We start from the raw sequence: 24,639 nt of genomic DNA on the forward strand, positions 1-24,639 counted from the left end.
ATATCAAAACAATAATTAATTTGTATAACAAATTTTGTTAATTAAATGTATACGAAAAAAGTCCGAATTCATCCGGACTTTTCATATACCGCTTATAAATTATTTTATGCCAACCAATTTTCTATACAGTTCCAAATACTTTCTTGCAGACCTATCCCACGAATTGTCGATGCTCATAGCTCTCCTGACAAGTTTTTTCCATTCCTCAGGCTTGGTGTTATAGAATTTCAGTGCCCTGTTTATGGTATTCAGCATTTCTTTTGATGAAAATTCCGTATAGGTAAATCCGTTACCTTTTTCACCATATTTTTCAACATCAAAAACAGTCTCAGCCAATCCACCGGTTGCCCTTACAATAGGAATGGTACCGTAGCGCAAACTGAAGAGCTGACCCAAACCGCAGGGTTCAAATCGTGAAGGCATCAGGAACAAATCACTTCCGGCGTAAATTCTTTGAGCCAAAGGCGCATTAAAACCGATGTAAACTCCCATTTTTTTAGGATACTTCTCCTGTATTTTCCTAAATCCCGTTTCATAGTACTCGTCACCCTGGCCTAAAAGCACAAACTGAATATCGTTTTTCATGATTTCGTCTATTTCATCCATTATGAGATTCAGACCTTTTTGGCTTGACAACCTTGATATCAATCCGATCACAGGCACATCTTTCACCGGCAGCCCCATTTCCTTCTGCAGGGCATATTTATTTTCCTTTTTAAGCTCGATGGAATTTACATCATAATTCTTAACAATCCTCGGGTCTTCACTGGGATTAAACACATCATAGTCAATACCGTTCACAATACCGTAAAGGTCCTTTGATCTTTTAATCAACACTCCTTCCAGCATTTCACCATACTGGGGAGTCTTAATTTCCTTGGCATAGGTCTCGCTTACAGTATTTATAATATCGGCATACACCAGTCCGGCTTTCATAAAGTTAAATCTACCGTAGAATTCAACTTTTTCAGGCGTAAAAACTTCCTCTCCAACATCAAACAGCCACAATACCTCTTTTGGGAAATGGCCCTGGTACTCAAGATTGTGAATGGTAAATATGCTTTTCGTATTCCTGTAAAAAGGATATTGTTTATATTTCTCGTTTAAAAGCATGCAAATGGGGCCCGTATGCCAATCGTTGCAATGTATTATATCCGGCTGGAATTCAATCTTAGGAAGCATATCAAGAGCTGCTTTACATAAAAATGCAAATCTTTCGGCATCGTCATAATAACAATATATCCCTTCTCTATCATACAAATGATAATTGTCCAAAAAGTAAACTGGCACGCTCAAGTTCTCATTATTATACTTAAAAGCAATTTCGCCTTCCCGAACAATACAGGTTTCTTTCCTGTTGTTTAAAGTTACGGGAAAATCGGTTACATATTTCATATCAGTCTTTATTTGCTGAAATTTAGGCATTGCAATTCTAACATCGTGTCCCATAGAAACCAGGGACTTAGGAAGTGAACCGGCTACATCTGCCAAACCACCGGTTTTAGCGAATGGTGCCACTTCAACTGAAACAAATAACACTTTCAATCTATCTTTATTTGCCATTTTATACCTCCACTATAACTATTTAGATGGACTAAACTAAATTAACATAGATAACCCTAATTTTCAATAGTTTTAAAATCTATATCTGTCATATTAGACCATTTCTTATAATTTCTTTATATAAAACAGCTTTGATGTTTTAATTTATATCTACCAACTTTTTTGAACAATCTAACTCAATTCATTTTTTCCTGAACCATTGATATTAAGACATCCACAATTTGAGGATCAAACTGAGTACCTTTACACCTTTCCAGCTCTTTTATGGCATCTTCCATAGACATCCCCTTTCTGTAAGGTCGATCACTGGTCATGGCATCAAAGGCATCGGCAACGCAGAGTATTCTTCCAAATATACATATCTCATCCTTTTTCAGTCCATTTGGATAACCCTTTCCATCGTATCTTTCATGATGCTGCAGCACCCCATCCAAACCATTTCTTAAAAAATCGACATCTTTCAGTATATTATATGCAATGGACGGATGCTTTTTTATTTCATTAAACTCTTCCTCAGTAAGCTTTCCCGGTTTGTTTAATATTGAAGCTGAAATTCCGATTTTTCCTATATCATGAAGTATTGCCGCATATCTCAGATCCTCTATATCATCCTCACTCAATCCCATTGCCCTTCCCAACTCACAGGAAATCTCCATAACCCTCTGACAGTGACCTCTGGTATACGGGTCCTTTGCTTCAATGGAGTTTGCAAGGCACATAACCGTCTGAAGATAACCGTACTGTATTTCATTGTAAAATTTTGTGAGTTCAACATTTTTCTTTGCCAACTCAACTTTGGTCTCATCCAGCTCTTTAATATAAGCATTAAGGGCTTCATTGCTTGCCGCTGCCTGCTCATACAATGCCTCGATTTCCTGTTTTTGATGATAAATATTGTTATACATCTCGGCATTTTTAACGCTTATAGCAGTAAAATTAGCCAGGCTCTCCAAAAAATTCAGGTTAATCTTCGAAAATCTGCCGACAACTGAAGTTCCGGCATAAATTACACCTATCAGTTCTTTCGAAACCGAAAGAGGTATAATGATCGTATCTCCCTTATTCTTATCCGAAACAACTTGTATATTGTCTATAATGCCGCTATTATAAGCTTCATCAATGTATTTCTCAATCTCGCTTTTGTCAATCTCGGCAGAGCATGCTTCACCGTATTCATACTTGTAATCCGGTTTTCCCATATTTTTATTTATAAAACAGACATAGTACCATTCGCACTCTGTGTATTTGTTCAGCAATTTAGTCGTATATACAATTATAGTATTCAAATCGAAGGTCGAAGTGATAATTTTCAATGCATCATGAAGAGAAATCAATTCTCCCTCTATTTCTTCAATCTTCTCTCTCTGTTGCCGAACAATTTCGCTCAGCTCATTATAATCGTCCATACTGTATTTCAGTTGTACATCTTTTCGTTTGCAATATATAAGAATACAGACAATTGCAATATAAACAATTGATGAAAGGATAAATAAAAGGTAGGTTAAAGATTTTGTGAAAGCAAACATGATTAAAGCCGGAAACAATATGATAAAACCGAATATATAATTTATATATTCAATGACCGGGGATCTTTTCAGCATACAATACCTCCAAATAAAATCAACCAATAACAATACATTAATTCCGTCTCAAATTAAAACCTATTCTCTTCTCCCCGCAAATAAAACTTAAGAAACATCCAACTTTTTTTCTCTGTTCCTCTGTTTGAAAAAGATAAAAGCAAGTAAATTTAACAATTTTTTTACTTATACTTTACTTATTCTACACATCAAACCAAAATCCTTCATAATTCTTATCTTTTAATTTTAAAAATAATCCAAAATAAAAAAAGAGCAGTTAAAGAGGCTCAAACTGCATTAACTGCTCTCTTTCATATTATCCGAACTCGTTTGACACTTTATTTGATATTATCCCATATCTTCACCTAATACAACATCTACTGAAATAGTTGTACCATCCCTGTAAATCTCAAGTTTAATCGTCTCTCCAACCTTATGCTTGTTCTTCAATTGCTCCAATTCCGAATAAGTCTTAACAGCTACGCCATCAACTTTTGTTATGATATCTCCTCTTTTTATTCCTGCTTTATAAGCACCGCTTAAAGGCACTACATCTTCTACCAATACTCCGGCCGGTACATTATATCTCCTTGCGATCTGTTCGTTAAAGGACAGGTTAACCGATATACCTATGGACGGTCTTCCTTTTACATATTTATATTCAATCAGATCGTTTACAATTTCCTTGGCCTTGTTGACAGGTATAGCAAATCCCAATCCTTCGAAACCGTTACCACTAATCTTTGCAGTATTTACGCCTATCAGTTTTCCTTCAGCATTAACAAGTGCTCCTCCGCTGTTTCCGGGATTGATTGCAGCATCGGTTTGTATAAGCTTAAGTTCGTTGGATTCATCCAAAGGTATTGACCTGTTAAGTCCGCTGATTACTCCCACTGTCACTGAACCCATGTATTCAAGTCCGCCGGGGTTACCGATTGCAACAGCAAGCTCTCCTACTCTTATCTTGTCAGAGTCACCCATTTCTATAGCCGGTAAATTGGTTGCGTTTATTTTCAAAACCGCAAGGTCTGTCTTGGCATCCCTTCCGATTACAGTAGCAGTATATGGATTATCCAATTCGTTAGGTAAAATTACTTCAATTTTCGCACCGTTCTTTAGCTGTGTATTTCCCTGCATTGCCTCTGAAATAACGTGGTTATTGGTCATTATATATCCATCGCTTCTGATTATTATTCCCGAACCTGAGGAAGATGCTTCTTGAACTCCTCCAAATATAAAAGCTTGTGATCTGTAACTTACACTGATACCTACAACTGAAGGTCCGACTTTCTCTGCAATAGCCACTACCGCAGAATCAGAGTTTTCGATTACTACTTTTTTATAGCTTCCTGCATCCAAAGACCCATTGTTTATTGCATTCTGCAACTCATTCGAATTATTAGGAGTGCTAATTCCCACCTCGTTTAAAAACGAATTTATTGACGGACGCAGTGCCGGAACTCCAACGGTCAGGAAAGCACCCACTGTAGCACCACCTAAGAGGGAACTGATTACCGACACCAATATCAACTGGCCCAGTATTCCTTTTTTCTTCTTTTCAGGCTTAACATAACTCTCGGTATAGAAGGATGCCTCTTTTAAGTCGTAGCTTTTTTGATATTGGGTATCATCGGAAGTCAAATTCTCACTATACCCTTGACTGTAGCTGTCATAACCTTCGCTGTAATTGTTGGATTCATAATCCATACTGTTCATTTCATGCTCATTAAAAATCTGATATTCGTTATTTTCATTATAATTGTTCATTTCATAATCTCTGTTTTCATTGTAATCCATAACTCATCTCTCCTTTCATAAAACTTTTTTTATTTCATTTTTTGTTTTCTTTTTTATTTCATTCCCAACTTTTAATTTTATTATATAAGCCGAATTTGAAAAAGTTATGAATAATTTGTTAACAATCACTTATTTACTTTTTCAAATTCTTCTTTTGACAAATTTAAGGTAAAATAAAACACTGTTCCTTTTCCTATTTCACTCTCCACATTAATTTCCTGTCCGTGTTCGTTTATAATATTCTTAACAATTGCCAATCCCAGCCCTGTACCTGTTTTATCCTTGCTTCTGGACTTGTCCGATTTATAAAATCTGTCCCAAATCATATTTATTTCTTCACTGTCTATTCCAATACCGTTATCCTTGATATATATCACTGCTTTAGACTTTGATTTTACCGTTTCAATTTTTATTTGCCCACCATCCTGTACGAACTTCACAGCGTTGTGCAGCAAGTTTAAAATAACCCTCTCTATAGAATCCTTATCCGCATATACGTAAGTGGGTTCTTCATAAAAATTTGCCTCTATATGGATGTCCTTGGATATAATCTGATTTTCAAGTTTAATTATACATCTTCTTATCAATTCGTTAATGTTAAAGGTAACAAAGGTAAGTTTAATCTCTCCCGATTCCATCCTGGCAAGATCCAAAAGATCATTGGTCAGCCGGCTTAATCGCTTTGTCTCCTCGCTGACTATTGACAGATATTCCCTCTGTTTCTCCGGCGGGATGGTACCGTCTAAAATTCCTTCAATAAATCCATGTATGGAAGTCATGGGTGTCCTGAGTTCATGGGACACATTTGCTATAAATGCTCTTCTCATATTTTCAAGATTTTCAAGGGCTACAGCCATATTGTTAAAGCTTTTGGCCAATTGTCCTATTTCATCTTCCGATGCTATTTCCAGCCGCTTATTGAATTCGCCGTTTGCTATTTGCTTTGCCGCATTATTTATCTGCTTAAGGGGTTTTGTAAGTCTCAACGAAAAAATATAGACAAGCAGTGCAGATATAACAACCGCTATGCTTATTGCTATAATATAAAATTTGAAAACCGTCAGCCGTGCCTTGTTTATTTCGGGTATTCTCTTGGTAAGATATATGGCTCCCTGAATTTCCCCTTTATATTTATATGGTTTTTGTATGGTAAGCCAGCTGACTTTTGTATCCTTGTATAATCCGTAAAAATCCCCTACTTCTTTTACAACCTGGCCCTCCTGCATTACTTTTTTGCTGTACTGTCTTTCATCGGGCAATCTCAGCCTTCCCGATTCACTCTCAAGCTTCCTGATTACCGACCTGTCCAAATATGTTTCATTTCCTATGGCAACTATCTCTCCATCCTTTGAAACTATCCATATGGATGCTTCTGCGTCTTTACTTACCAGATTCAAATTTTCATAAAAATTGTTCAGCAATATATTCTGCAAAAAGGGAGGAGTCATGGGATTTTCAATCATGTCAATATAATTTTTCAGCAGCCAGATAACATTGTCACCGGCATTGTCCAGCGCTACTTCTTTTTCCCCTGTAACAAAGTCTCCCAGGAAAAAGTACAACATTCCTCCTGTTATTGTGGTAATAACCAATAAAATTCCGATGAAAAATACTGCAATTTTGCTGTAGAGATTCTTAAACATTATTTCACCTCAAATTTGTAGCCAACACCCCAGACTGTCTTAAGCTGCCAGTTTTGATTCTCACCTTCAAGTTTTTCCCTCAGTCTCTTTATATGAACATCCACCGTTCTCGAATCTCCATAAAAGTCAAATCCCCAAACCTGTTCCAATAGTTGTTCCCTTGTAAATACCTTGTTTGGGTTTGAGGCAAGGAAATAAAGCAGTTCCAACTCCTTAGGAGGAACATCCAAATAATTGCCATTTACTTTTAATGTGTAATCCGATTTATTAATAACCAAATTGGGATATACAACTTCCTGCACATCTATATCCCGGTGCTCATACCTTCTAAGTACAGCCTTCACTCTTGCCACCAATTCCTTAGGCTCAAAAGGCTTTACAATATAATCATCGGCTCCCAGCTCAAGGCCCAATACCTTGTCAAAAGTTTCACCCTTTGCCGACAGCATTATAATAGGTATATTGCTTATTTTTCGTATCTCCCTGCAAACCTGCCAGCCATCCGCACCGGGAAGCATAATATCCAGAATAACAATATTAGGGGCAAAGGTTTTAAAGGCTTCAACGGCTTTAATTCCATTGTATATTGTCAATACCTCAAAACCTTCCTTTTCCATATAAAGTCTTATAAGTTCACATATATTCACATCGTCATCTATAACCAAAACCTTTGTCTTGTTGTTCATAGTATCATTCCCCTTAAGCTCTAATTTAATCCTCCAAACTTATTTTATCAAATAACTCTGCCGGGGTAAACATATATTGGCCCCGGTTTCAATTATTCCCCTTTATCTCCAACGTCAAAAGGTGCATATATTAAAATAAGCCATGTCTTCGACACAGCTCATTTACATTATTGCTATAAGGTAGATTTCCCAAATATCATTTAATTAATTATTTCAGTACGTATAGGCAAACTGTTTAAAACTATATTTTGAATTCTAATTTCTTCGTGAAGTTTTTTCTGTTCTTCCTTTATTTCTCTGAGACTTTCCAGTATTTTCTTGTTATCGTCAATTATTATTTTAAGCATAGTTTTTATTTCTTCAAAGGATTCCATATTATCTTTTTTCATACATATCTCCCCCAATTTAAAAATTATTTTCTATCTTTAATATGTTTATTGTACAAACATATAAAATGATTATACCAAATTTTTATATATTGTGAACAACTTATTTATATTTTTTTACATTATTTTTTTTATATTTTATTAATTAAAGATAATCAAACTATTTAAGCTTTGCAACGATTTGTACGGTATTTTTTGCGTTTATGCCTTAATTTCTGCATCTTCTGCAATATATGATAGATGTTGACTTACATCGGTCATTATGATAATTTAACAGTATACAAACTGTATATATTTACTTTGGGTGGATATTTTACTTTCGGACATTTCTGAAATAATCCATGATGTTTAAGGTTTATAACACATATAACTGCCTTTTAAATAAATCTATTTCTTGTATAAAGGAGACAATAAAAATGGGTAATGCAAATTTTTACCAAGTTATAATCGGAATAATTGTTATATTAGCTGTAGCCTTTATCTATTTCTATGTATCCGGCAAAAATAAATCCAAATCCGGAAATTCCGACCTTGATGGCATCACAGTTACCCAAAATAAAGAATCTCAAAAAAACGGTAAAGATTTATCCGATGACGAGCTTATTGCAGTATTAACAGCTGCCGTTATGGCTATGCAAAGCAATCCTGACGTAAAAATAAGAGTAACCTCCTTCCGTCGCATACCGCAATCGGCACCGGTATGGAATATCGTCGGAAGAAGGGAACGTATGGAAAACAAATTGTAGTTTTCCATACATTAAGTTTAATTTTAAATTTTTATCTTAAATATTTTAATAGCATTTTCTCCTAGGATCATGCTCTTTTCGGCATCGCTCAGTTTCATTTCCATAAAGCGTGCCAGATCATGCTTAGGACTTCCCCATGGAAAATCCGAGCCGAATACAACTCTGTCGGCTCCTATTTTCTTAATAACGTATTCCACCACTTCATTGTCCGGCCAACTGGGTTCGTTAACCTCAAGCAGCGGCGGATAGCCGGTTATAATTATTGAAGTGTCAAAGTACACGTTTTCATACATATCGGCAATTTTAAACACATCACCTATGTTTCCGTCAGCCATATGAGTCAGAATAAACGGTATCTTCCTGTATTTTTTTATTACCGGTACAATATTTTCTATATCGGCATAATTATTGATTCTCGCATTGGAAACCCGTCCGCAGTGAAAAACTACCGGAAAGGAAACTTCCTCACACATCCTATATATAATTTCCAGTCTTTCATCATAGGGAAGAAAGCCCTGTGCCATAGGATGAAACTTTATTCCCTTTGCACCGCCGGATACATATTCTTCCATAAGCTTATCCATTGGCTCTTCCATATCGGGATGAAAACTTACCAGCGGAACAATTTTTTTGTATTGCCTTGCCATTTCAATGGACCAGGTATTATTTTTATGTATGATTTTTGCCGGAGCAAAATTAGCCGTTACGGTAAAATCAATTCCCATTTCCTGCATATTCTGCAACACTTCATCAATAGCGCCTGTCCCGGGGTTGGTAAATTCTATATTGTACACTTTGTTAAACGCAGTCATTATCTTATGCGCAACCTCATAGGAAGAAAAAGTATGAACATGTCCGTCAACTACTGTAAATCTGTCTATCATTTGCATTACTTCCTTTAAATATATTTTTAGCTTTATGGAATATTATAATTAAATAATAACCGGTATGCAAATAAAACTTATCCATTTCAAATCATCATACATAAACAGCTATTCACATTCTCCAAAGTTTGCTATAATGTAAAGGTCAAAAATTCTACAAAAAAATACTAAAAAGAAGGAAATGGTACATATGAAATACGTATTAATTCTTGGTGACGGTATGGCAGATTACCCCGTACCTCAACTTAACAATAAAACACCTTTACAATATGCCAAAAAACCCAATATTGACTTTCTTGCAAAAAACGCAGAAGTTGGGATGGTTAAAACGGTTCCCGACGATCTGTCTCCGGGAAGTGACGTAGCAAACCTTTCAGTTATGGGCTTTGATCCAAAAAAATACTATACCGGCCGTTCTCCATTAGAAGCTGTCAGCATGGGGCTTGAATTATCCGACACTGATGTGGCTTTAAGATGTAATCTTGTCACCCTGTCTGACGAAGAAGACTATTCAAATAAAACTATGATTGACTACAGCTCGGATGAAATAAGCTCTGCCGAAGCAAAGGAATTGATTGAAGCAGTTAACGCCAGCTTTAAAAATGATAATTTCTGCTTTTATCCCGGAATAAGCTACCGGCACTGCCTGATATGGAGTAACGGTTTAACCGGTTTGAAGCTTACTCCGCCCCATGACATATCCGGCAAAAAGATTGCCGACTATCTTCCAAAAGGTGAAAATAACAAGCCCTTGCTGGATATGATGGTTAAAAGCTATGATATATTGAAAGATCATCCTGTCAACAAGGCAAGGATTGCAAAAGGGCTAAGACCTGCCAACTCCATCTGGCTTTGGGGTGAAGGTAAAAGACCTTCTTTGCCCAGGTTTGATGAAAAATACGGCATAAAGGGTTCTGTCATTTCCGCTGTTGACCTCATTAAAGGTATAGGTATCCTGGCAGGCCTTAAAAACATCGAAGTTGAAGGCGCTACCGGAAATATCCATACAAACTTTTTAGGAAAAGCCCAGGCTGCTTTGAAAGAGTTGGAATCGGGACAGGATTTTGTTTATCTCCATGTGGAAGCCCCCGATGAATGCGGCCACAGAAATGAAATTGAAAACAAGGTAAAATCCATAGAACTTATAGATGAGCAAATAGTAGGTACTCTTTTAAAAGGTTTGGAAAAATACGATGACTATAGAATAATGATACTTCCCGACCACCCCACTCCTCTCAGCCTGATGACTCACACCTCTGAACCGGTACCTTTCCTGATGTACCAAAAGAGCAGGCCTAAGGATACAGGTGTGGAAAGCTATAGTGAAGAACAGGCAAAGACCACCGGGGTGTATTTTGCCGAAGGATATAAGTTAATGGATTATTTCCTGAAAGGTTAAAAGTCCTATATTATCAAACTTCAGACTCTATTTTTATTGAGAGTTCCGCACTTAATAGAAGTTTTTTTAGCCCCGCATAAAAGTTTATTGTAAAAAATATGCGGGGCTAATAACTTAAATCAAGGTTAGTTTTCAGACCGCTACAATATCTTCGATAAACAGGGTAAGATATCGTAAAAGGTCAACATTACCAATGACACCTTTATCGTTATATGTTCTTACAACAGGCCTTTGCGGACTTCCCACATTCTGATTTACCACCACTCCTTTAAGTCCGTTGTTTAGCAAAACTGTGCAACCGTTGGGGTAAAATACTATAGTATCTCTGAATTTTTCAACTATTTCAGGATCCAGCACTTTTCCCGACACAGCCAAAAGTCCTTCAAAAGCTTCATGCGGCATTATGGATTTACCGTCTTTTTCATATCCATGAAGAAGATTGTCATAATAATCTGCAACACGTACAATTCTTGAAAATTCCGATATTTCATTAGCCTTGATTTTTCTCGGATACCCCGTACCATCATAGTTTTCATGATGTTCATAACAAACTTTTACTGAATGGAGGCTAAATCCCCTATGTTCTCGTGCAATATCAAAACCGATGTTTGTATGTAAAGGATTTTCTTCGGGTTTGTTCTCTCTCCCGAGGTCATGTATCAAAGCTCCTGTAACCAGATCACACAACTGGCCGAAATTATATGACATCTTATTGCCTATAAACGCTGTTATTATAGCTACATTAACGCTATGTTCAATAACGTATTCATCCTTTACCTCTGTAGAAAGAATACTTAAACCTCTGTCTACATATTCTCTTGTGTACTCAACTATTTTTTTCGCCGCATCCCTAATTTCGTACTCATCCATTTCTTTTGAATTGTGTACTTTTTCGTAATTTTCCCTAAGAACCTTTGTAACGGCATTACGCGTTGTAACATCGAGGGGTTCGCTGACTTCCACATCACCGAACCTCTCATCGTCAATATAAACCTTCTGCACCCCCATTTGCTCAAGCTTAGTGATAAAGCTTTGGGTAAGAGTAACTCCCGAATTAAGAATTATTTTGCCGCTGGATGTGTATACCGGCCTTGCCAACTGTTGCCCCTCTTTCAAAAACTTAGTCCCAACAAGCCTCATATATGTCCTCCGAATTTTACTTTAGCGTTTTATTTTTTTGTCGTATAATTTTATATTATTCTACATTTTTTTATTTTTCCTAGCTAATATAACAAAATTTTTCAGATTTTTGTTATATTATTCCATTATCACCATTAAAAATTAATAAAAATCCCTTGACCTTGACGTTACGTAAAGGTGTATATTAATCATGTCAGGAGGTAAAAACATGGAATATACAGTGCAAAAGCTGGCAAAAATTGCAGGAATCAGCAGCAGAACCCTGAGATATTATGATGAGATTGGAATTCTCAAGCCGGCAAGAATCAGCTCATCAGGATATCGTATATATGGAAAGGCCGAAGTAGACATGCTGCAGCAGATACTTTTCTACAGGGAACTCGGTGTAAGCCTTGATGACATTAAAAAGATCCTTTCGTCTCCGTCTTTCAATGCGAGCGATGCACTCAAAGAACATCGAAAAAAGCTCCTGGCAAAGCGTGAACAAATCGATTTATTAATTGCCAATATTGATAAGACAATAGCGGCAATGGAAGGGAGAATCAATATGTCCGACAAAGAAAAATTTGAAGGTTTCAAGCAAAAGTTAATCGATGACAACGAGAAGAAATACGGAAAAGAAATCCGTGAAAAGTATGGCAACGAAACAGTCGATAAATCAAATAAAAAACTTAAAGATATGACTTACCATCAATACGCTGAAGCTGAAAAGCTGAATGAAGAAATACTATCCACCTTAAAAGAAGCAATGAAAACAGGGGATCCTGCCAGTGAACTGGCTCAAAAAGCCGCCGACTTGCACCGGCAATGGTTATGCTTCTTCTGGGACAGTTATTCAAAGGAAGCCCATGCAGGCGTTGCCCAAATGTATGTAGATGACGAAAGATTCACCGCTTATTATGATAAGGTACAGCCCGGTGCTGCTGCTTTTTTAAGGGATGCAATTCTTATCTATACCGGTATGAAGGGATAATCTTCATGCAAAAACATCTATTGTATAAAATAAATAAAAACAGGAGTGTTGAACTTTTCAGCCGCTCCTGTTTTTTTATTTCGTTCTTTCATCCTTAAGTTACCGCATTTACCGCCATATCACTGTAAGTATAGGGTTTGAGCATTTCAATCAAAGAGTCAATATTCTCAGAATTCTGCCCAATCCACAGCTTTTCCGAACCGGGCTCAAGGATAACCGGCATTCTGTCATGAACAAAAGCCGCGCTTTGATTGGCCTCTGTCGTAATTATGGCATATCCGGTGTAGGGCTTACCGTTATTGTCTTTAAAAACATTGTATATGCCTGCCATAAAAAATATTTTACTTTGAGGTATGGATATCTGAAACTTTGTTTTCTTCTTACTTCCTTCCTCCTTTTTCCATTCAAAATAGGCATTGGCAGGAACCAAGCACCGCCTCAGGTGAAAGGAACTTTGAAACATACTTTTAGAGTTGAGGGTTTCTGCCCGGGCATTAATAATAGGCTTTCCGGAATATTGTCCATAACTCCATTTCATAGCAGTCAAAACAATTTTACCCTTTTCTTCACAAATCACCGGTGCAATGTTTGTGGGAAACACTTCACCTCTTGCAATATTTTCCGATGCCCTGTATTCTTCAGACACAGCATCTATAATGGACTGTATTTCCTCATGCTCAATATCTGTAAGAGCAACATATCTTCCGCACATTCAAATCACCTCATATATGTATGATACCATTTATGCCAGCTCAATAAACCATTTATTTTCATGATTAAGATAAAGATAGGCTTTTTTCCCGTCAATAAAACACGAATACCGGACACCCTGGACTCCAATCTTTAAAGATGCGCCCTTCACAGGTTTTCCGGGTTTATCTACGCTATATACCTTGTCATTGTCTATTCTGATTCTTAAGGGAGTAATTTCTCCATCCAAATTATAATATGCTATTACTTCCACAGCTGGTTTATCCACTAAAAAACACCTCTATTTTTAGTGATATGAACCGGAATATAAATGAAGAAAAATATTCCGGAAACTTATGTTTTTTACTGCATGATTCCTTCATATATTTTATAGGCAAACGATGTTGTAAAGCCTACTTTTGTATTCCATCTATTTAAAATACGATACAGGAAAGATTACATTCTCCTCAATGGGATTGGCATTCAATGCTCTATCTTTCAATACCAAAGCCCTTTGAACCGAATAATGCCCAAATCTTCTTCGAATTTCATCTATACTGTATTCAAGTTGTTCCTTTTTAATTTTTCGCTTTTCGTCATAAAAGAGGCTAAGCTGTACACAGGTATCTGCCGTTATCAGGTCTGTAACCCTTACTCCTATACTTCTAATAGGTCTTTCCCACTTCCAGCTGTTTAAAAATATTTCATAAGCTTTGTCTGCAATATCTTCCGTAACGCAGCTGCTGAAATTCAGTTTTGCCTGTCTGTCAATGCTGTTCAATTCATTGTCCCTTATATACACTTGAACAGTATTTCCTTTAAAATTATATTTTCTAAGGCGCTCGGATACACTTTCACTGAGCACATAAAGCAGCAGTTTCACATCTTCATTATTTACCAAATCCCTTGGTGTTGTCAAACTATTGCCTATTCCTTTAATAGTGCCCTGCTGGTCACTTTTCATAACCGGTACTGTGTCAAGACCGTTGGCAAATATCCACAGAGTTTCACCCCATTTCCCCAAAAGTTTTTTAAGAAAACCTAAATTTAAGTTTGCCAGGTCACCAATGGTGTATATTCCTATATTAACAAGTTTTTTAGTCGTGGCCCTTCCCACATAGAGCAAATCCGAGACCGGAAGAGGCCATACTCTCCGTTTAAAATTATCTTTAGTAATAACAGTAGTAGCATCGGGCTTTTTCATATCACTTCCCAGCTTTGCAAAAATCTTGTTGTAGGACACACCGATGCTGGAAGTAATGCCTAGCTCTTTTTTTATTCGTTCTCTTATTTCATCGGCAATGTGCTCACCGTCTCCAAAAAGTTTGCAGGATTCTGTAACATCAAGCCAGCATTCATCTATTCCAAAGGACTCTATCAAATCTGTATAACAGCTGTAAATCCTCCTTGCCTCACTGCTGAAGTAAAGGTAGGTCTTATAATCGGGAGGCAGAACAATCAAATCGGGACATTTCTGCCTTGCTTGCCATATTGCCTCTCCTGTCTTGACACCATAACCTTTTGCAATCAAATTTTTGGCCAGAATAATCCCATGCCGCTGTTCAACAGAACCACCGACAGCTACAGGTTTATCCCTGATTTCAGGATTTCTCATGCACTCCACACTGGCATAAAAACTGTTGAGATCCGAATGAAGTATAACTCTTTCCATATCATCACCTGCTATATCCAGAATAGCACGAACATATGTTCGATGTCAAGGTGGTTATTGCTATTTCTCTCAATGAAAACACTCTCCAGTATAATGATAAATTAAAATTCCTAAAATAAATAAGGTACAGCCATATATAAGCTGTACCTCGTTTACTATTGAACAAACTGTCTATTTCAAAGCGAAATATATAAATTTATCAGAATAATCCAAGCTTTCATCCTTAACTATAACCAGGTAGTTTTCTTGACCTTTTGTTATAGGAAGTATAACCTTACCTTCGTATTTGAAGTTATGTACTTCTCCGGCATTAATTTTTTTCAGATATCCTTCACTGTCTTTTGTTGCTTCATCCAGCATATCATTCATGCTACCCTCAAATCCATAGTCTGTTCCACCAATTATACTATGTCCGGAAGGTGTTTTGGAACCCCATACATCTCTGTAGAACGGTAAACCTAGATAATAGGTTCCTGACTCAATTTTGGCATTTGAAACCGATGTTTCACAAGTAACCATAACATAGTCAAATTTATAATCATCTGCATCTGTCTTAAAACCTAGAGCAGCAATCTGCTCAACTGTTATAGGTTCAACCTTTTTAACAACAAAAGTATAATCGGCCGATGCTATGGTATCTAGATACTCTTCTTTTGCTGACCACGAATATGCTTCTCCCAATTTAACAGGGTCTTGTAAAGTCCCCTTACTCTTTGAAGATACCGGAGCAGAGGTGGATTTTGGAGCACTTGTCGGAACCGGAGTATTATTACTTTGTTTATTAGAAGACAGATTGATGGTTTGAGTAGCTCCATCCCATTCAATTCCTATTCCGACTAAATCCGCAATAGCTCTGAGTGGTAAATATGTTCTTCCGTTTATTATTACAGGTGATATCTTTGAACCGTCTTCTTCTGTAAAAGACTTTAACTGACCATCATAATAGATCTTAATGTTGTCATTAGCAGTAGCATCTACTTTTCTCAGAGCATTATAAGCCCACACAGAACTTACTGTAACTAAACTTGTTATTAATACGCCTGTAACAATTAATGATAATTTAGATAGCTTTTTCATAAACACATCTCCTTTTTCTGAAAAATATATAAATTTACTCTATAACTTGCTTTACAAAAACAACAGTACATATTGATAAAAAGTAATACCTAAGTAAAAAAATTCTACCGCTGTTTTCCAACAAATTATAAAGTATAATACACAAATTATATATCGTATTTTTAAAAAAAATAAACAGATTAAATTATATTTTTTAAAAAATTTTTATTATATGGGTTTCATCAGGCAAATGTACCATAATATATTTTCATTCACTCATAAGCAATAAGCTTCTACAAAATTAAGTACAATAAAGGCCCTATTAGCAGTTAGCTAATAAGGCTTTTGGCTCCTCAAGTAGGACTCGAACCTACGACCCTGCGGTTAACAGCCGCATGCTCTACCGACTGAGCTATTGAGGAATATAAATCTGGCAGCGACCTACTTTCCCAGGACGTCTCCATCCAAGTATCATCGGCACTGAGAAGCTTAACTACCGTGTTCGGGATGGGAACGGGTGTGTCCTTCTCGTTATTGCCACCAGAAATCTATAAACTTTTTGGTATATACCTTCAAAAATATATAACGTCAGTCCACAAGATAAGAAGCTCTCTCACTCATTAAGTCTTCACTTCAGAACCCTTCTTCTTCTCCTCAGTTGTCAGTTTTCCATCTTCCAACTTCCAACCTCTAACTTCTAATTTGGTCAAGCCCTCGACCTATTAGTACCAGTCAGCTAAATACATTACTGTACTTACACCCCTGGCCTATCAACCATGTAGTCTACATGGGGTCTTACCCTTTCGGTGGGATATCTCATCTTAGGGTGGGTTTCACGCTTAGATGCTTTCAGCGTTTATCCCGTCCGAACTTGGCTACCCAGCTGTGCACTTGGTAGTACAACTGGTGCACCAGAGGTTCGTCCATCCCGGTCCTCTCGTACTAAGGACAGATCCCTTCAAATATCCTGCGCCCGCGACAGATAGGGACCGAACTGTCTCACGACGTTCTGAACCCAGCTCGCGTACCGCTTTAATTGGCGAACAGCCAAACCCTTGGAACCTACTTCAGCTCCAGGATGCGATGAGCCGACATCGAGGTGCCAAACCTCCCCGTCGATGTGGACTCTTGGGGGAGATCAGCCTGTTATCCCCAGGGTAGCTTTTATCCGTTGAGCGACGGCAATTCCACTCTCTTACCGCCGGATCACTAAGCCCTACTTTCGTACCTGCTCGACTTGTCTGTCTCACAGTCAGGCTACCTTATGCCTTTGCACTCGATGCGCGATTTCCAACCGCGCTGAGGTAACCTTTGGACGCCTCCGTTACCTTTTAGGAGGCGACCGCCCCAGTCAAACTGCCCACCTGACAGTGTCCCTAGACCAGCTCATGGCCTCAGGTTAGAGTCCCAGTACCCTTAGAGTGGTATCCCAACGGCGATTCCATGCAGACTGGCGTCCACACTTCCCTATCTCCCACCTATCCTGTACAAAGAATACCGAAACCCAGTATCAGGCTACAGTAAAGCTCCATGGGGTCTTTCCGTCTTGTCGCGGGTAACTTGCATCTTCACAAGTACTACAATTTCGCCGGGTACGTTGTTGAGACAGTGCCCAAATCATTACGCCATTCGTGCGGGTCGGAACTTACCCGACAAGGAATTTCGCTACCTTAGGACCGTTATAGTTACGGCCGCCGTTTACTGGGGCTTAAGTTCACTGCTTCACTTCCGTTAACAGATCCCCGTAACCTTCCAGCACCGGGCAGGCGTCAGCCCCTATACTTCATCTTTCGATTTAGCAGAGACCTGTGTTTTTGATAAACAGTTGCTTGGGCCTATTCTCTGCGGCCTGCTCTCACAGGCACCCCTTCTCGCGAACTTACGGGGTCAATTTGCCGAGTTCCTTAACAACGCTTCTCCCGCTCGTCTTAGGATTCTCTCCTCATCTACCTGTGTCGGTTTGCGGTACGGGTACCTCTACTCTCGATAGTGGCTTTTCTCGTCAGTGCGAAATCGGTCACTTCGGTACTATATTTTCCCTCCCCGTCACGGCTCATAATCATCCGGCGGATTTGCCTACCGGACTCTACTTGCCGCTTGGACGAGCTCTTCCAGTCACTCGCTTGACCTATCCCCCTGCGTCCCCACTTCTCTCAAACGAGCAGCGGTAGTACAGGAATTTCAACCTGTTCCCCATCGCCTACGCCTTTCGGCCTCAGCTTAGGTCCCGACTTACCCTGGGCGGACGAACCTTCCCCAGGAAACCTTAGATTTTCGACGGTAAAGATTCTCACTTCACTCTCGCTACTTATTCCGGCATTCTCACTACTATCTCGTCCACATGTCCTTCCGGTCATGCTTCTACCTACCATAGTAAGCTCCCCTACCCCTGCTAGAAGTTAGAAGTCAGATGTTAGACGTTAGATTATTCCCATCTCTGTATCAGTGTATTTATCCTCTTTCCTAAAACATCATATCTTTCCACTAATTCTTTGTGTTCTTCATTTGTGATGTATTCTAAGTCTTTGCTCATATCCAATAACACCACAACTTCATTACACGAACCTAATGTCATTTTTAGAAATCTTTTAAAATCTGATACAGATTCCTTTCGCCCATATCCTTCTGCTATATTTAACGGTATTGATATCGCAGCTCGCCTTATCTGGCTTACCAACTCATACCTTTCATGCTCAGGATATTTGAGCGTCATCTTCATTATAGTTATTGTTAAGGAGTATGACTCTTTATATACTTCCAAATCTTTATACGATTTTATCATCATGATACTCCTCTCACTCTTCTAACCTCTAACTTCTCACTTCTAACCTCCAGCAAGCCACAGCTTCGGTACACAGTTTGAGCCCCGGACATTTTCGGCGCAGGTTCACTCGACTAGTGAGCTATTACGCACTCTTTGAATGAATGGCTGCTTCTAAGCCAACATCCTAGTTGTCTTAGCAAACCCACATCCTTTCCCACTTAACTGTGATTTTGGGACCTTAGCTGATGGTCTGGGCTGTTTCCCTCTCGACTACGGAACTTATCTCTCGTAGTCTGACTCCCAAGCTAAATCTATACGGCATTCAGAGTTTGATAGGGTTCGGTAACCCGGTAAGGCCCCTAGCCCATTCAGTGCTTTACCTCCGTTAGACATACTTGAGGCTAGCCCTAAAGCTATTTCGGGGAGAACCAGCTATCTCCGAGTTCGATTGGAATTTCTCCGCTATCCACAGCTCATCCCAAACCTTTTCAACGGTTATGAGTTCGGTCCTCCACGAGACTTTACTCTCGCTTCAACCTGTCCATGGATAGGTCACCCGGTTTCGGGTCTATTGCATGCGACTTTACGCCCTCTTCAGACTCGGTTTCCCTTCGGCTCCGTACCTTCAGTACTTAACCTCGCCACATACAATAACTCGCCGGACCGTTCTACAAAAAGTACGCTGTCGAGCCTTAACGCTCTCCAACTGCTTGTAAACATAGGGTTTCAGGTTCTCTTTCACTCCCCTCCCGGGGTTCTTTTCACCTTTCCCTCACGGTACTTCTCCACTATCGGTCACCAGTTAGTATTTAGCCTTGGAGGGTGGTCCCCCCTGCTTCCCACAAGGTTTCACGTGCCTCGTGGTACTCTGGATCCTGGCCTGTCTCCTCACTTTTCGCATACGGGACTTTTACCCTCTATGGTGTAACCTTTCCTGGTTACTTCTGCTAAGCTCAGAGAATCATTTCGCCAGTCCGCAACCCCAACCTATATTGCTATAGATTGGTTTGGGCTCTTCCGCTTTCGCTCGCCACTACTTACGGAATCTCGGTTGATTTCTTTTCCTGTGGGTACTTAGATGTTTCAGTTCCCCACGTCTCGCCCTGCTACACTATGGATTCATGCAGCAGTACCTGAGCATTTACCTCAGGTGGGTTCCCCCATTCGGACATCTGCGGGTCGATGGCTGTTTGCGCCTCACCGCAGCTTTTCGCAGCTTACCACGTCCTTCTTCGCCTTCTGGTGCCTAGGCATTCACCCTATGCTCTTAGTAGCTTGACCTTCCTCGGTTCTCCTTGTGAATCCCTTCTACCATCTTAATGAGTTTATCCTAAGAGTCACTACGTACTTCTTTCTGTACTAGTTACCCTCTTTTCTTCTCATCTTGCTTTATCTGACATTATATATTTTTCAAGGTACATATCTCTAAGCTCTATGGGCTTAGAAAACTAAACAGTGTAAGGAAAGAAACCCTCTATCGGCTGTCTCACAACCGATATCGACCATAAGTAGTGATACCTTTAAGTATCATCCTACTCCTTAGAAAGGAGGTGATCCAGCCGCACCTTCCGATACGGCTACCTTGTTACGACTTCACCCCAATCATCTGCCCCACCTTCGGCAGCGCCCTCCTCTCGGTTAGACTACTGACTTCGGGTGTTGCAGACTCTCATGGTGTGACGGGCGGTGTGTACAAGGCCCGGGAACGTATTCACGGCAGTATGCTGACCTGCCATTACTAGCAATTCCGACTTCATGCAGGCGAGTTTCAGCCTGCAATCTGAACTGGGACTGCTTTTGGGGATTTGCTCCACCTCACGGTCTCGCTTCCCTTTGTAGCAGCCATTGTAGTACGTGTGTAGCCCAGGACATAAGGGGCATGATGATTTGACGTCGTCCCCACCTTCCTCCGATTTATCACCGGCAGTCTCGTTAGAGTGCCCAACTTAATGATGGCAACTAACAACAAGGGTTGCGCTCGTTGCGGGACTTAACCCAACATCTCACGACACGAGCTGACGACAACCATGCACCACCTGTCTCCTCTGCTCCGAAGAGAAGCCCTATCTCTAGAGCTGTCAGAGGGATGTCAAGCCCTGGTAAGGTTCTTCGCGTTGCTTCGAATTAAACCACATACTCCACTGCTTGTGCGGGCCCCCGTCAATTCCTTTGAGTTTCAACCTTGCGGCCGTACTCCCCAGGTGGGATACTTATTGTGTTAACTCCGGCACAGAAGGGGTCGATACCTCCTACACCTAGTATCCATCGTTTACGGCGTGGACTACCAGGGTATCTAATCCTGTTTGCTCCCCACGCTTTCGCGCCTCAGCGTCAGTTACTGTCCAGAAAGCCGCCTTCGCCACTGGTGTTCCTCCTAATCTCTACGCATTTCACCGCTACACTAGGAATTCCGCTTTCCTCTCCAGCACTCAAGAAATACAGTTTCAGATGCAGCGCCGGGGTTGAGCCCCGGAATTTCACATCTGACTTGCATCCCCGCCTACGCGCCCTTTACACCCAGTAATTCCGGACAACGCTCGCCACCTACGTATTACCGCGGCTGCTGGCACGTAGTTAGCCGTGGCTTGTTCCTTGGGTACCGTCATTATCGTCCCCAACCAAAGAAGTTTACAATCCGAAGACCTTCTTCCTTCACGCGGCGTTGCTGCGTCAGGGTTTCCCCCATTGCGCAATATTCCCCACTGCTGCCTCCCGTAGGAGTCTGGGCCGTGTCTCAGTCCCAATGTGGCCGATCAACCTCTCAGTTCGGCTACCGATCGTCGCCTTGGTGAGCCGTTACCTCACCAACTAGCTAATCGGACGCGGGCTCATCTCACACCGGATTGCTCCTTTGATAACAAAGTGATGCCACCTCGTTATGTTATGCGGTATTAGCACTAGTTTCCCAGTGTTATCCCCCTGTGTGAGGCAGATTACCCACGCGTTACTCACCCGTCCGCCGCTATCCTGCATTCAACATTCAATACTCAGCTCCTTTTTGTGTTGGCACTTTATTCAGCGTGAAGCAGAAACTTTAAACATATCATAGTATATGGTTGTTTCTGCTTGACGCCGGCTCAATCTCCAACGTCAGCTGAATACTCAATGTTGAATGCAGGACCGCTCGACTTGCATGTGTTAGGCACGCCGCCAGCGTTCGTCCTGAGCCAGGATCAAACTCTCTAAAAAAACTTTATCTACTTCGCTGTATCTCTACAGCTACGTATTAATCTCTTTAGAAAGCCTTTTGGCTCCAAATTACTTACTCGCGTATATCTCGCAAGTTACTCATTAAATCAACGAGTTCCTTTCCTTCTTACACTGTTCACTTTTCAAAGTCCATATCCATCGCCTCATCGGCGCGGAATCTTATGTTAACATGTCGCTTCATCTTTGTCAACACTTTTTTTTAATTTTTTCGTATTGACCTCCAACCGGCTTTCTGTCTTGCTTCTTAAGTAATTTCGCGGTCGGTATCGGCGACAGCTTTAATAATATATCACCTATTTTACCATTATACAAGACCATAAAATCACGATATTTAACCATTAAATTAATTTATATTTCATTTTCTTCATTATAATCAGATATTCTGCCTGATATTGCACTATACATATTTTTATTATATGGGCGATAATTTTACCCGATACCTTTTGAGAACTTTTATACAAATATTTTTATTTTAAAAAATGCACATCCTTGGTAAGCCAGAATGTGCATTTATATAAACATAAACCTTTTCTTCGACACGTCAATTGTATTTAATCTTACATGCTAAAATCAATATGAATATTGCAACATTACCAGGTACGAGTCATCTTACCATTATCTCCAATCTCTTGGAATATCATAATAGTTATCCAATTCAGTACATGAATAAAAACAATACTTATGACTTGTTACATTTGAACGCTGCCACAAAGCAGGTGCTAAGCCTGTTAAGCCACGACAGTGGCAAAAACAGCCTTCAAAGTCTGTTACGTTAATATTATTATCAAACAGTCCCTCGGGTATTTTTGTTAAGTTGCCACAGCCATAAAAGCAGTAGCTGAAGTCAGTTACATTAACATTATTATCAAATAATCCTTCGGGGATTTCTCTTAAGTTCTCACAACGTTCAAAACACTTACTAAAGTCTGTTACGTTAATGTTATTATCAAACAATCCTTTAGGAATTTCCGTTAAGTTTATGCACTCACTAAAACAAAAAAGGAAGTTAGCTGCCTTAATGTTATTGTCGAATAAACCTTCAGGTATTTCCATTAAGCTGCTGCAAGACCTAAAACATCCAATAAAGTTAGTTACGTTAACATTGTTTTCAAATAGGCTTTCAGGTATTTCTGTCAAGCTGGTGCAAGCCCAAAAAGTTTGACAGAAGGTAGTTACGTTAATATTATTATCAAACAGTCCTTCCGGTATTTCCCTTAAGCTGCTGCACCCAGTAAAGCAATAACTAAAGTCTTTCACATTAATGTTATTGGAAAACAATCCTCTCGGGATTTCTCTTAAGTTCTCACAGCTTCCGAAACACTCCATAAAGCTGATTACATTAATGTTATTAGCAAACAATACTTCAGGAATTTCCCTCAAACCGGAACAAAGATAAAAACATCCACTGAAGTTTGTTACATTGACATTATTGGCAAACAAACCTTCCGGTATTTCTATTAAATCGCTGCAGCCTTTAAAACAATATTCAAAGCTAGTTGCGTTTATATTATTTGCAAACAGCCCTTCAGGTATTTCTTTTAATCTCTCGCAGCCGGAAAAACAGCCACTGAAGTCCGTTGCATTAATATTATTGGCAAACAAACCTTCCGGAATTTCCATTAAGCTGCTGCAGCCGTCAAAGCAATATGCAAAGCTGGTTGCATTTATATTATTTGCAAACAGTCCTTCGGGAATTTTCTCTAAGTTCTCGCAGCCGTTAAAAAAAGAGTGAAAATATTTATCACCAAGGTCCGGAATTGGCGTAATCACTTCAATCAAGTTCTTATCGTTAAAAAAGAAAAGTGGCATATAATCAAAAGAAAAAACCTTTATCGTATATGTACCTGCTTTCTCATATTTATGTCCCCTTGCTGAATAATCGGTTATATTGCTTCTTATACCGTCTCCCCAGTCAACATCAATATTATATTTTTTATCTGAAGATTTAATCGGAAAATAATATACACCACCCCTATTGCTAATTTTTATTTTGAATTCAAACACTTCTTCGCCAATTTTTGTAGGAGTCGGTGTAACACTTATTGCAGGTGTTGGTGTAACCTCTTGCTCAGGAGTTGGTGTTATTATCGGGTTCAAGTCTTCAATAGGAAATTTGCTTATTTTACCAAGCAAATACATTTTTAACAATGCTAAATCTAATGAATTTATATATCCGTCGCCATTTAAGTCAGCTAATGTAATATTGCCAATTGTCAGTTTGCTAAGTAATGTACCTTTCATTATTGCAAAGTCTATTGAATCAACCGAATCATCTTAATTCAGGTCACCGTATAAAGAAGCAGCACCAACAGACATCACGCCAAAAACAACAGATATAATAATCAGTAACAACAGTAATACTTTTTTCTTCATTTTAATTCTCTCCCTCCATTTATGTTTATTTAAAACTCAATTAATGTACATATCCGAAAAATAACCCCAATTTATTT

At 39.2% G+C, this 24,639-nt stretch carries 16 protein-coding genes, 1 tRNA gene, 3 rRNA genes and 1 pseudogene; 3 read left to right on the forward strand and 18 right to left on the reverse strand.

Annotated elements, in window-relative coordinates:
• Positions 1–99 precede the first annotated feature (99 nt).
• From glgA to CLOCL_RS10975, 6 genes are all read right to left on the reverse strand, one after another.
• Positions 100–1,563, reverse strand: coding sequence for a glycogen synthase GlgA (gene glgA / locus CLOCL_RS10950; RefSeq protein ID WP_014255422.1), 1,464 nt, complete (start codon positions 1,561–1,563; stop codon positions 100–102).
• 176 nt (positions 1,564–1,739) lie between these two features.
• Entirely contained in the window at positions 1,740–3,164 is a 1,425-nt protein-coding gene (locus CLOCL_RS10955; protein WP_014255423.1) for an HD domain-containing phosphohydrolase, read from the reverse strand.
• Between the two features lie 327 nt (positions 3,165–3,491).
• Positions 3,492–4,940, reverse strand: coding sequence for a S1C family serine protease (locus tag CLOCL_RS10960; protein ID WP_014255424.1), 1,449 nt, complete (start codon positions 4,938–4,940; stop codon positions 3,492–3,494).
• 125 nt (positions 4,941–5,065) lie between these two features.
• Positions 5,066–6,583 (reverse strand): HAMP domain-containing sensor histidine kinase, encoded by a 1,518-nt coding sequence (locus CLOCL_RS10965; protein ID WP_014255425.1) that lies wholly within the window; start codon positions 6,581–6,583, stop codon positions 5,066–5,068.
• Positions 6,583–7,269 (reverse strand): response regulator transcription factor, encoded by a 687-nt coding sequence (locus CLOCL_RS10970; protein ID WP_014255426.1) that lies wholly within the window; start codon positions 7,267–7,269, stop codon positions 6,583–6,585. Before CLOCL_RS10970 ends, CLOCL_RS10965 begins: the two co-directional genes overlap by 1 nt.
• A gap of 200 nt (positions 7,270–7,469) precedes the next feature.
• Complete coding sequence (locus tag CLOCL_RS10975) at positions 7,470–7,658, reverse strand: hypothetical protein (protein ID WP_014255427.1); 189 nt, start codon at positions 7,656–7,658, stop codon at positions 7,470–7,472.
• Positions 7,659–8,071: 413 nt separating this feature from the next.
• On the opposite strand from CLOCL_RS10975, the gene CLOCL_RS10980 reads away from it, so the two are divergent.
• Positions 8,072–8,401, forward strand: a complete 330-nt coding sequence (locus CLOCL_RS10980) for a hypothetical protein (protein WP_014255428.1) — start codon at positions 8,072–8,074, stop codon at positions 8,399–8,401.
• Positions 8,402–8,424: 23 nt separating this feature from the next.
• On the opposite strand, the gene CLOCL_RS10985 is transcribed toward CLOCL_RS10980, so the two are convergent.
• A complete protein-coding gene (locus CLOCL_RS10985) occupies positions 8,425–9,285 on the reverse strand; it encodes an amidohydrolase family protein (RefSeq protein WP_014255429.1) in 861 nt (286 codons plus the stop codon).
• A 190-nt stretch (positions 9,286–9,475) separates the two neighbouring features.
• On the opposite strand from CLOCL_RS10985, the gene CLOCL_RS10990 reads away from it, so the two are divergent.
• Positions 9,476–10,684, forward strand: a complete 1,209-nt coding sequence (locus CLOCL_RS10990) for a cofactor-independent phosphoglycerate mutase (RefSeq protein ID WP_014255430.1) — start codon at positions 9,476–9,478, stop codon at positions 10,682–10,684.
• Between the two features lie 132 nt (positions 10,685–10,816).
• On the opposite strand, the gene CLOCL_RS10995 is transcribed toward CLOCL_RS10990, so the two are convergent.
• Positions 10,817–11,824, reverse strand: a complete 1,008-nt coding sequence (locus tag CLOCL_RS10995; protein ID WP_014255431.1) for an HD-GYP domain-containing protein — start codon at positions 11,822–11,824, stop codon at positions 10,817–10,819.
• Positions 11,825–12,032: 208 nt separating this feature from the next.
• On the opposite strand from CLOCL_RS10995, the gene CLOCL_RS11000 reads away from it, so the two are divergent.
• Positions 12,033–12,797 carry a MerR family transcriptional regulator gene (locus CLOCL_RS11000; RefSeq protein ID WP_014255432.1) on the forward strand — a complete coding sequence of 255 codons (765 nt, stop codon included), beginning with the start codon at positions 12,033–12,035 and terminating at the stop codon, positions 12,795–12,797.
• Positions 12,798–12,891: 94 nt separating this feature from the next.
• Here the strand turns inward: CLOCL_RS11000 and CLOCL_RS11005 are convergent, their stop codons facing one another.
• The 10 genes and pseudogenes from CLOCL_RS11005 to CLOCL_RS23665 all read right to left on the reverse strand — a co-directional run.
• On the reverse strand, positions 12,892–13,509 hold the full coding sequence (locus tag CLOCL_RS11005) for an SOS response-associated peptidase (RefSeq protein ID WP_014255433.1): 618 nt from the start codon (positions 13,507–13,509) through the stop codon (positions 12,892–12,894).
• Between the two features lie 30 nt (positions 13,510–13,539).
• A complete protein-coding gene (locus tag CLOCL_RS11010) occupies positions 13,540–13,776 on the reverse strand; it encodes a hypothetical protein (protein ID WP_014255434.1) in 237 nt (78 codons plus the stop codon).
• Between the two features lie 141 nt (positions 13,777–13,917).
• Positions 13,918–15,159 (reverse strand): DNA polymerase IV, encoded by a 1,242-nt coding sequence (dinB, locus tag CLOCL_RS11015; protein WP_014255435.1) that lies wholly within the window; start codon positions 15,157–15,159, stop codon positions 13,918–13,920.
• A 171-nt stretch (positions 15,160–15,330) separates the two neighbouring features.
• Positions 15,331–16,236 carry a stalk domain-containing protein gene (locus CLOCL_RS11020; protein WP_014255436.1) on the reverse strand — a complete coding sequence of 302 codons (906 nt, stop codon included), beginning with the start codon at positions 16,234–16,236 and terminating at the stop codon, positions 15,331–15,333.
• A gap of 325 nt (positions 16,237–16,561) precedes the next feature.
• Positions 16,562–16,637: transfer RNA gene (locus CLOCL_RS11025), tRNA-Asn, on the reverse strand.
• Between the two features lie 6 nt (positions 16,638–16,643).
• Positions 16,644–16,760 (reverse strand): 5S ribosomal RNA (gene rrf / locus CLOCL_RS11030).
• 157 nt (positions 16,761–16,917) lie between these two features.
• Positions 16,918–20,260, reverse strand: a 23S ribosomal RNA gene (locus CLOCL_RS11035).
• 262 nt (positions 20,261–20,522) lie between these two features.
• Positions 20,523–22,168, reverse strand: a 16S ribosomal RNA gene (locus CLOCL_RS11040).
• Together the 16S, 23S and 5S rRNA genes with 1 tRNA gene alongside form the textbook arrangement of a ribosomal RNA operon.
• Before the next feature lie 636 nt (positions 22,169–22,804).
• The gene (locus tag CLOCL_RS11045; protein WP_338029057.1) at positions 22,805–24,328 is read right to left on the reverse strand and encodes a BspA family leucine-rich repeat surface protein; all 1,524 of its coding nucleotides are present in this window, start codon (positions 24,326–24,328) and stop codon (positions 22,805–22,807) included.
• Positions 24,329–24,451 (reverse strand): annotated as a pseudogene (locus tag CLOCL_RS23665) (dockerin type I domain-containing protein); the annotation flags it as partial.
• Positions 24,452–24,639 lie beyond the last annotated feature (188 nt).

Source organism: Acetivibrio clariflavus DSM 19732, from assembly GCF_000237085.1.
GTDB classification, from domain to species: Bacteria; Bacillota; Clostridia; order Acetivibrionales; family Acetivibrionaceae; genus Acetivibrio; species Acetivibrio clariflavus.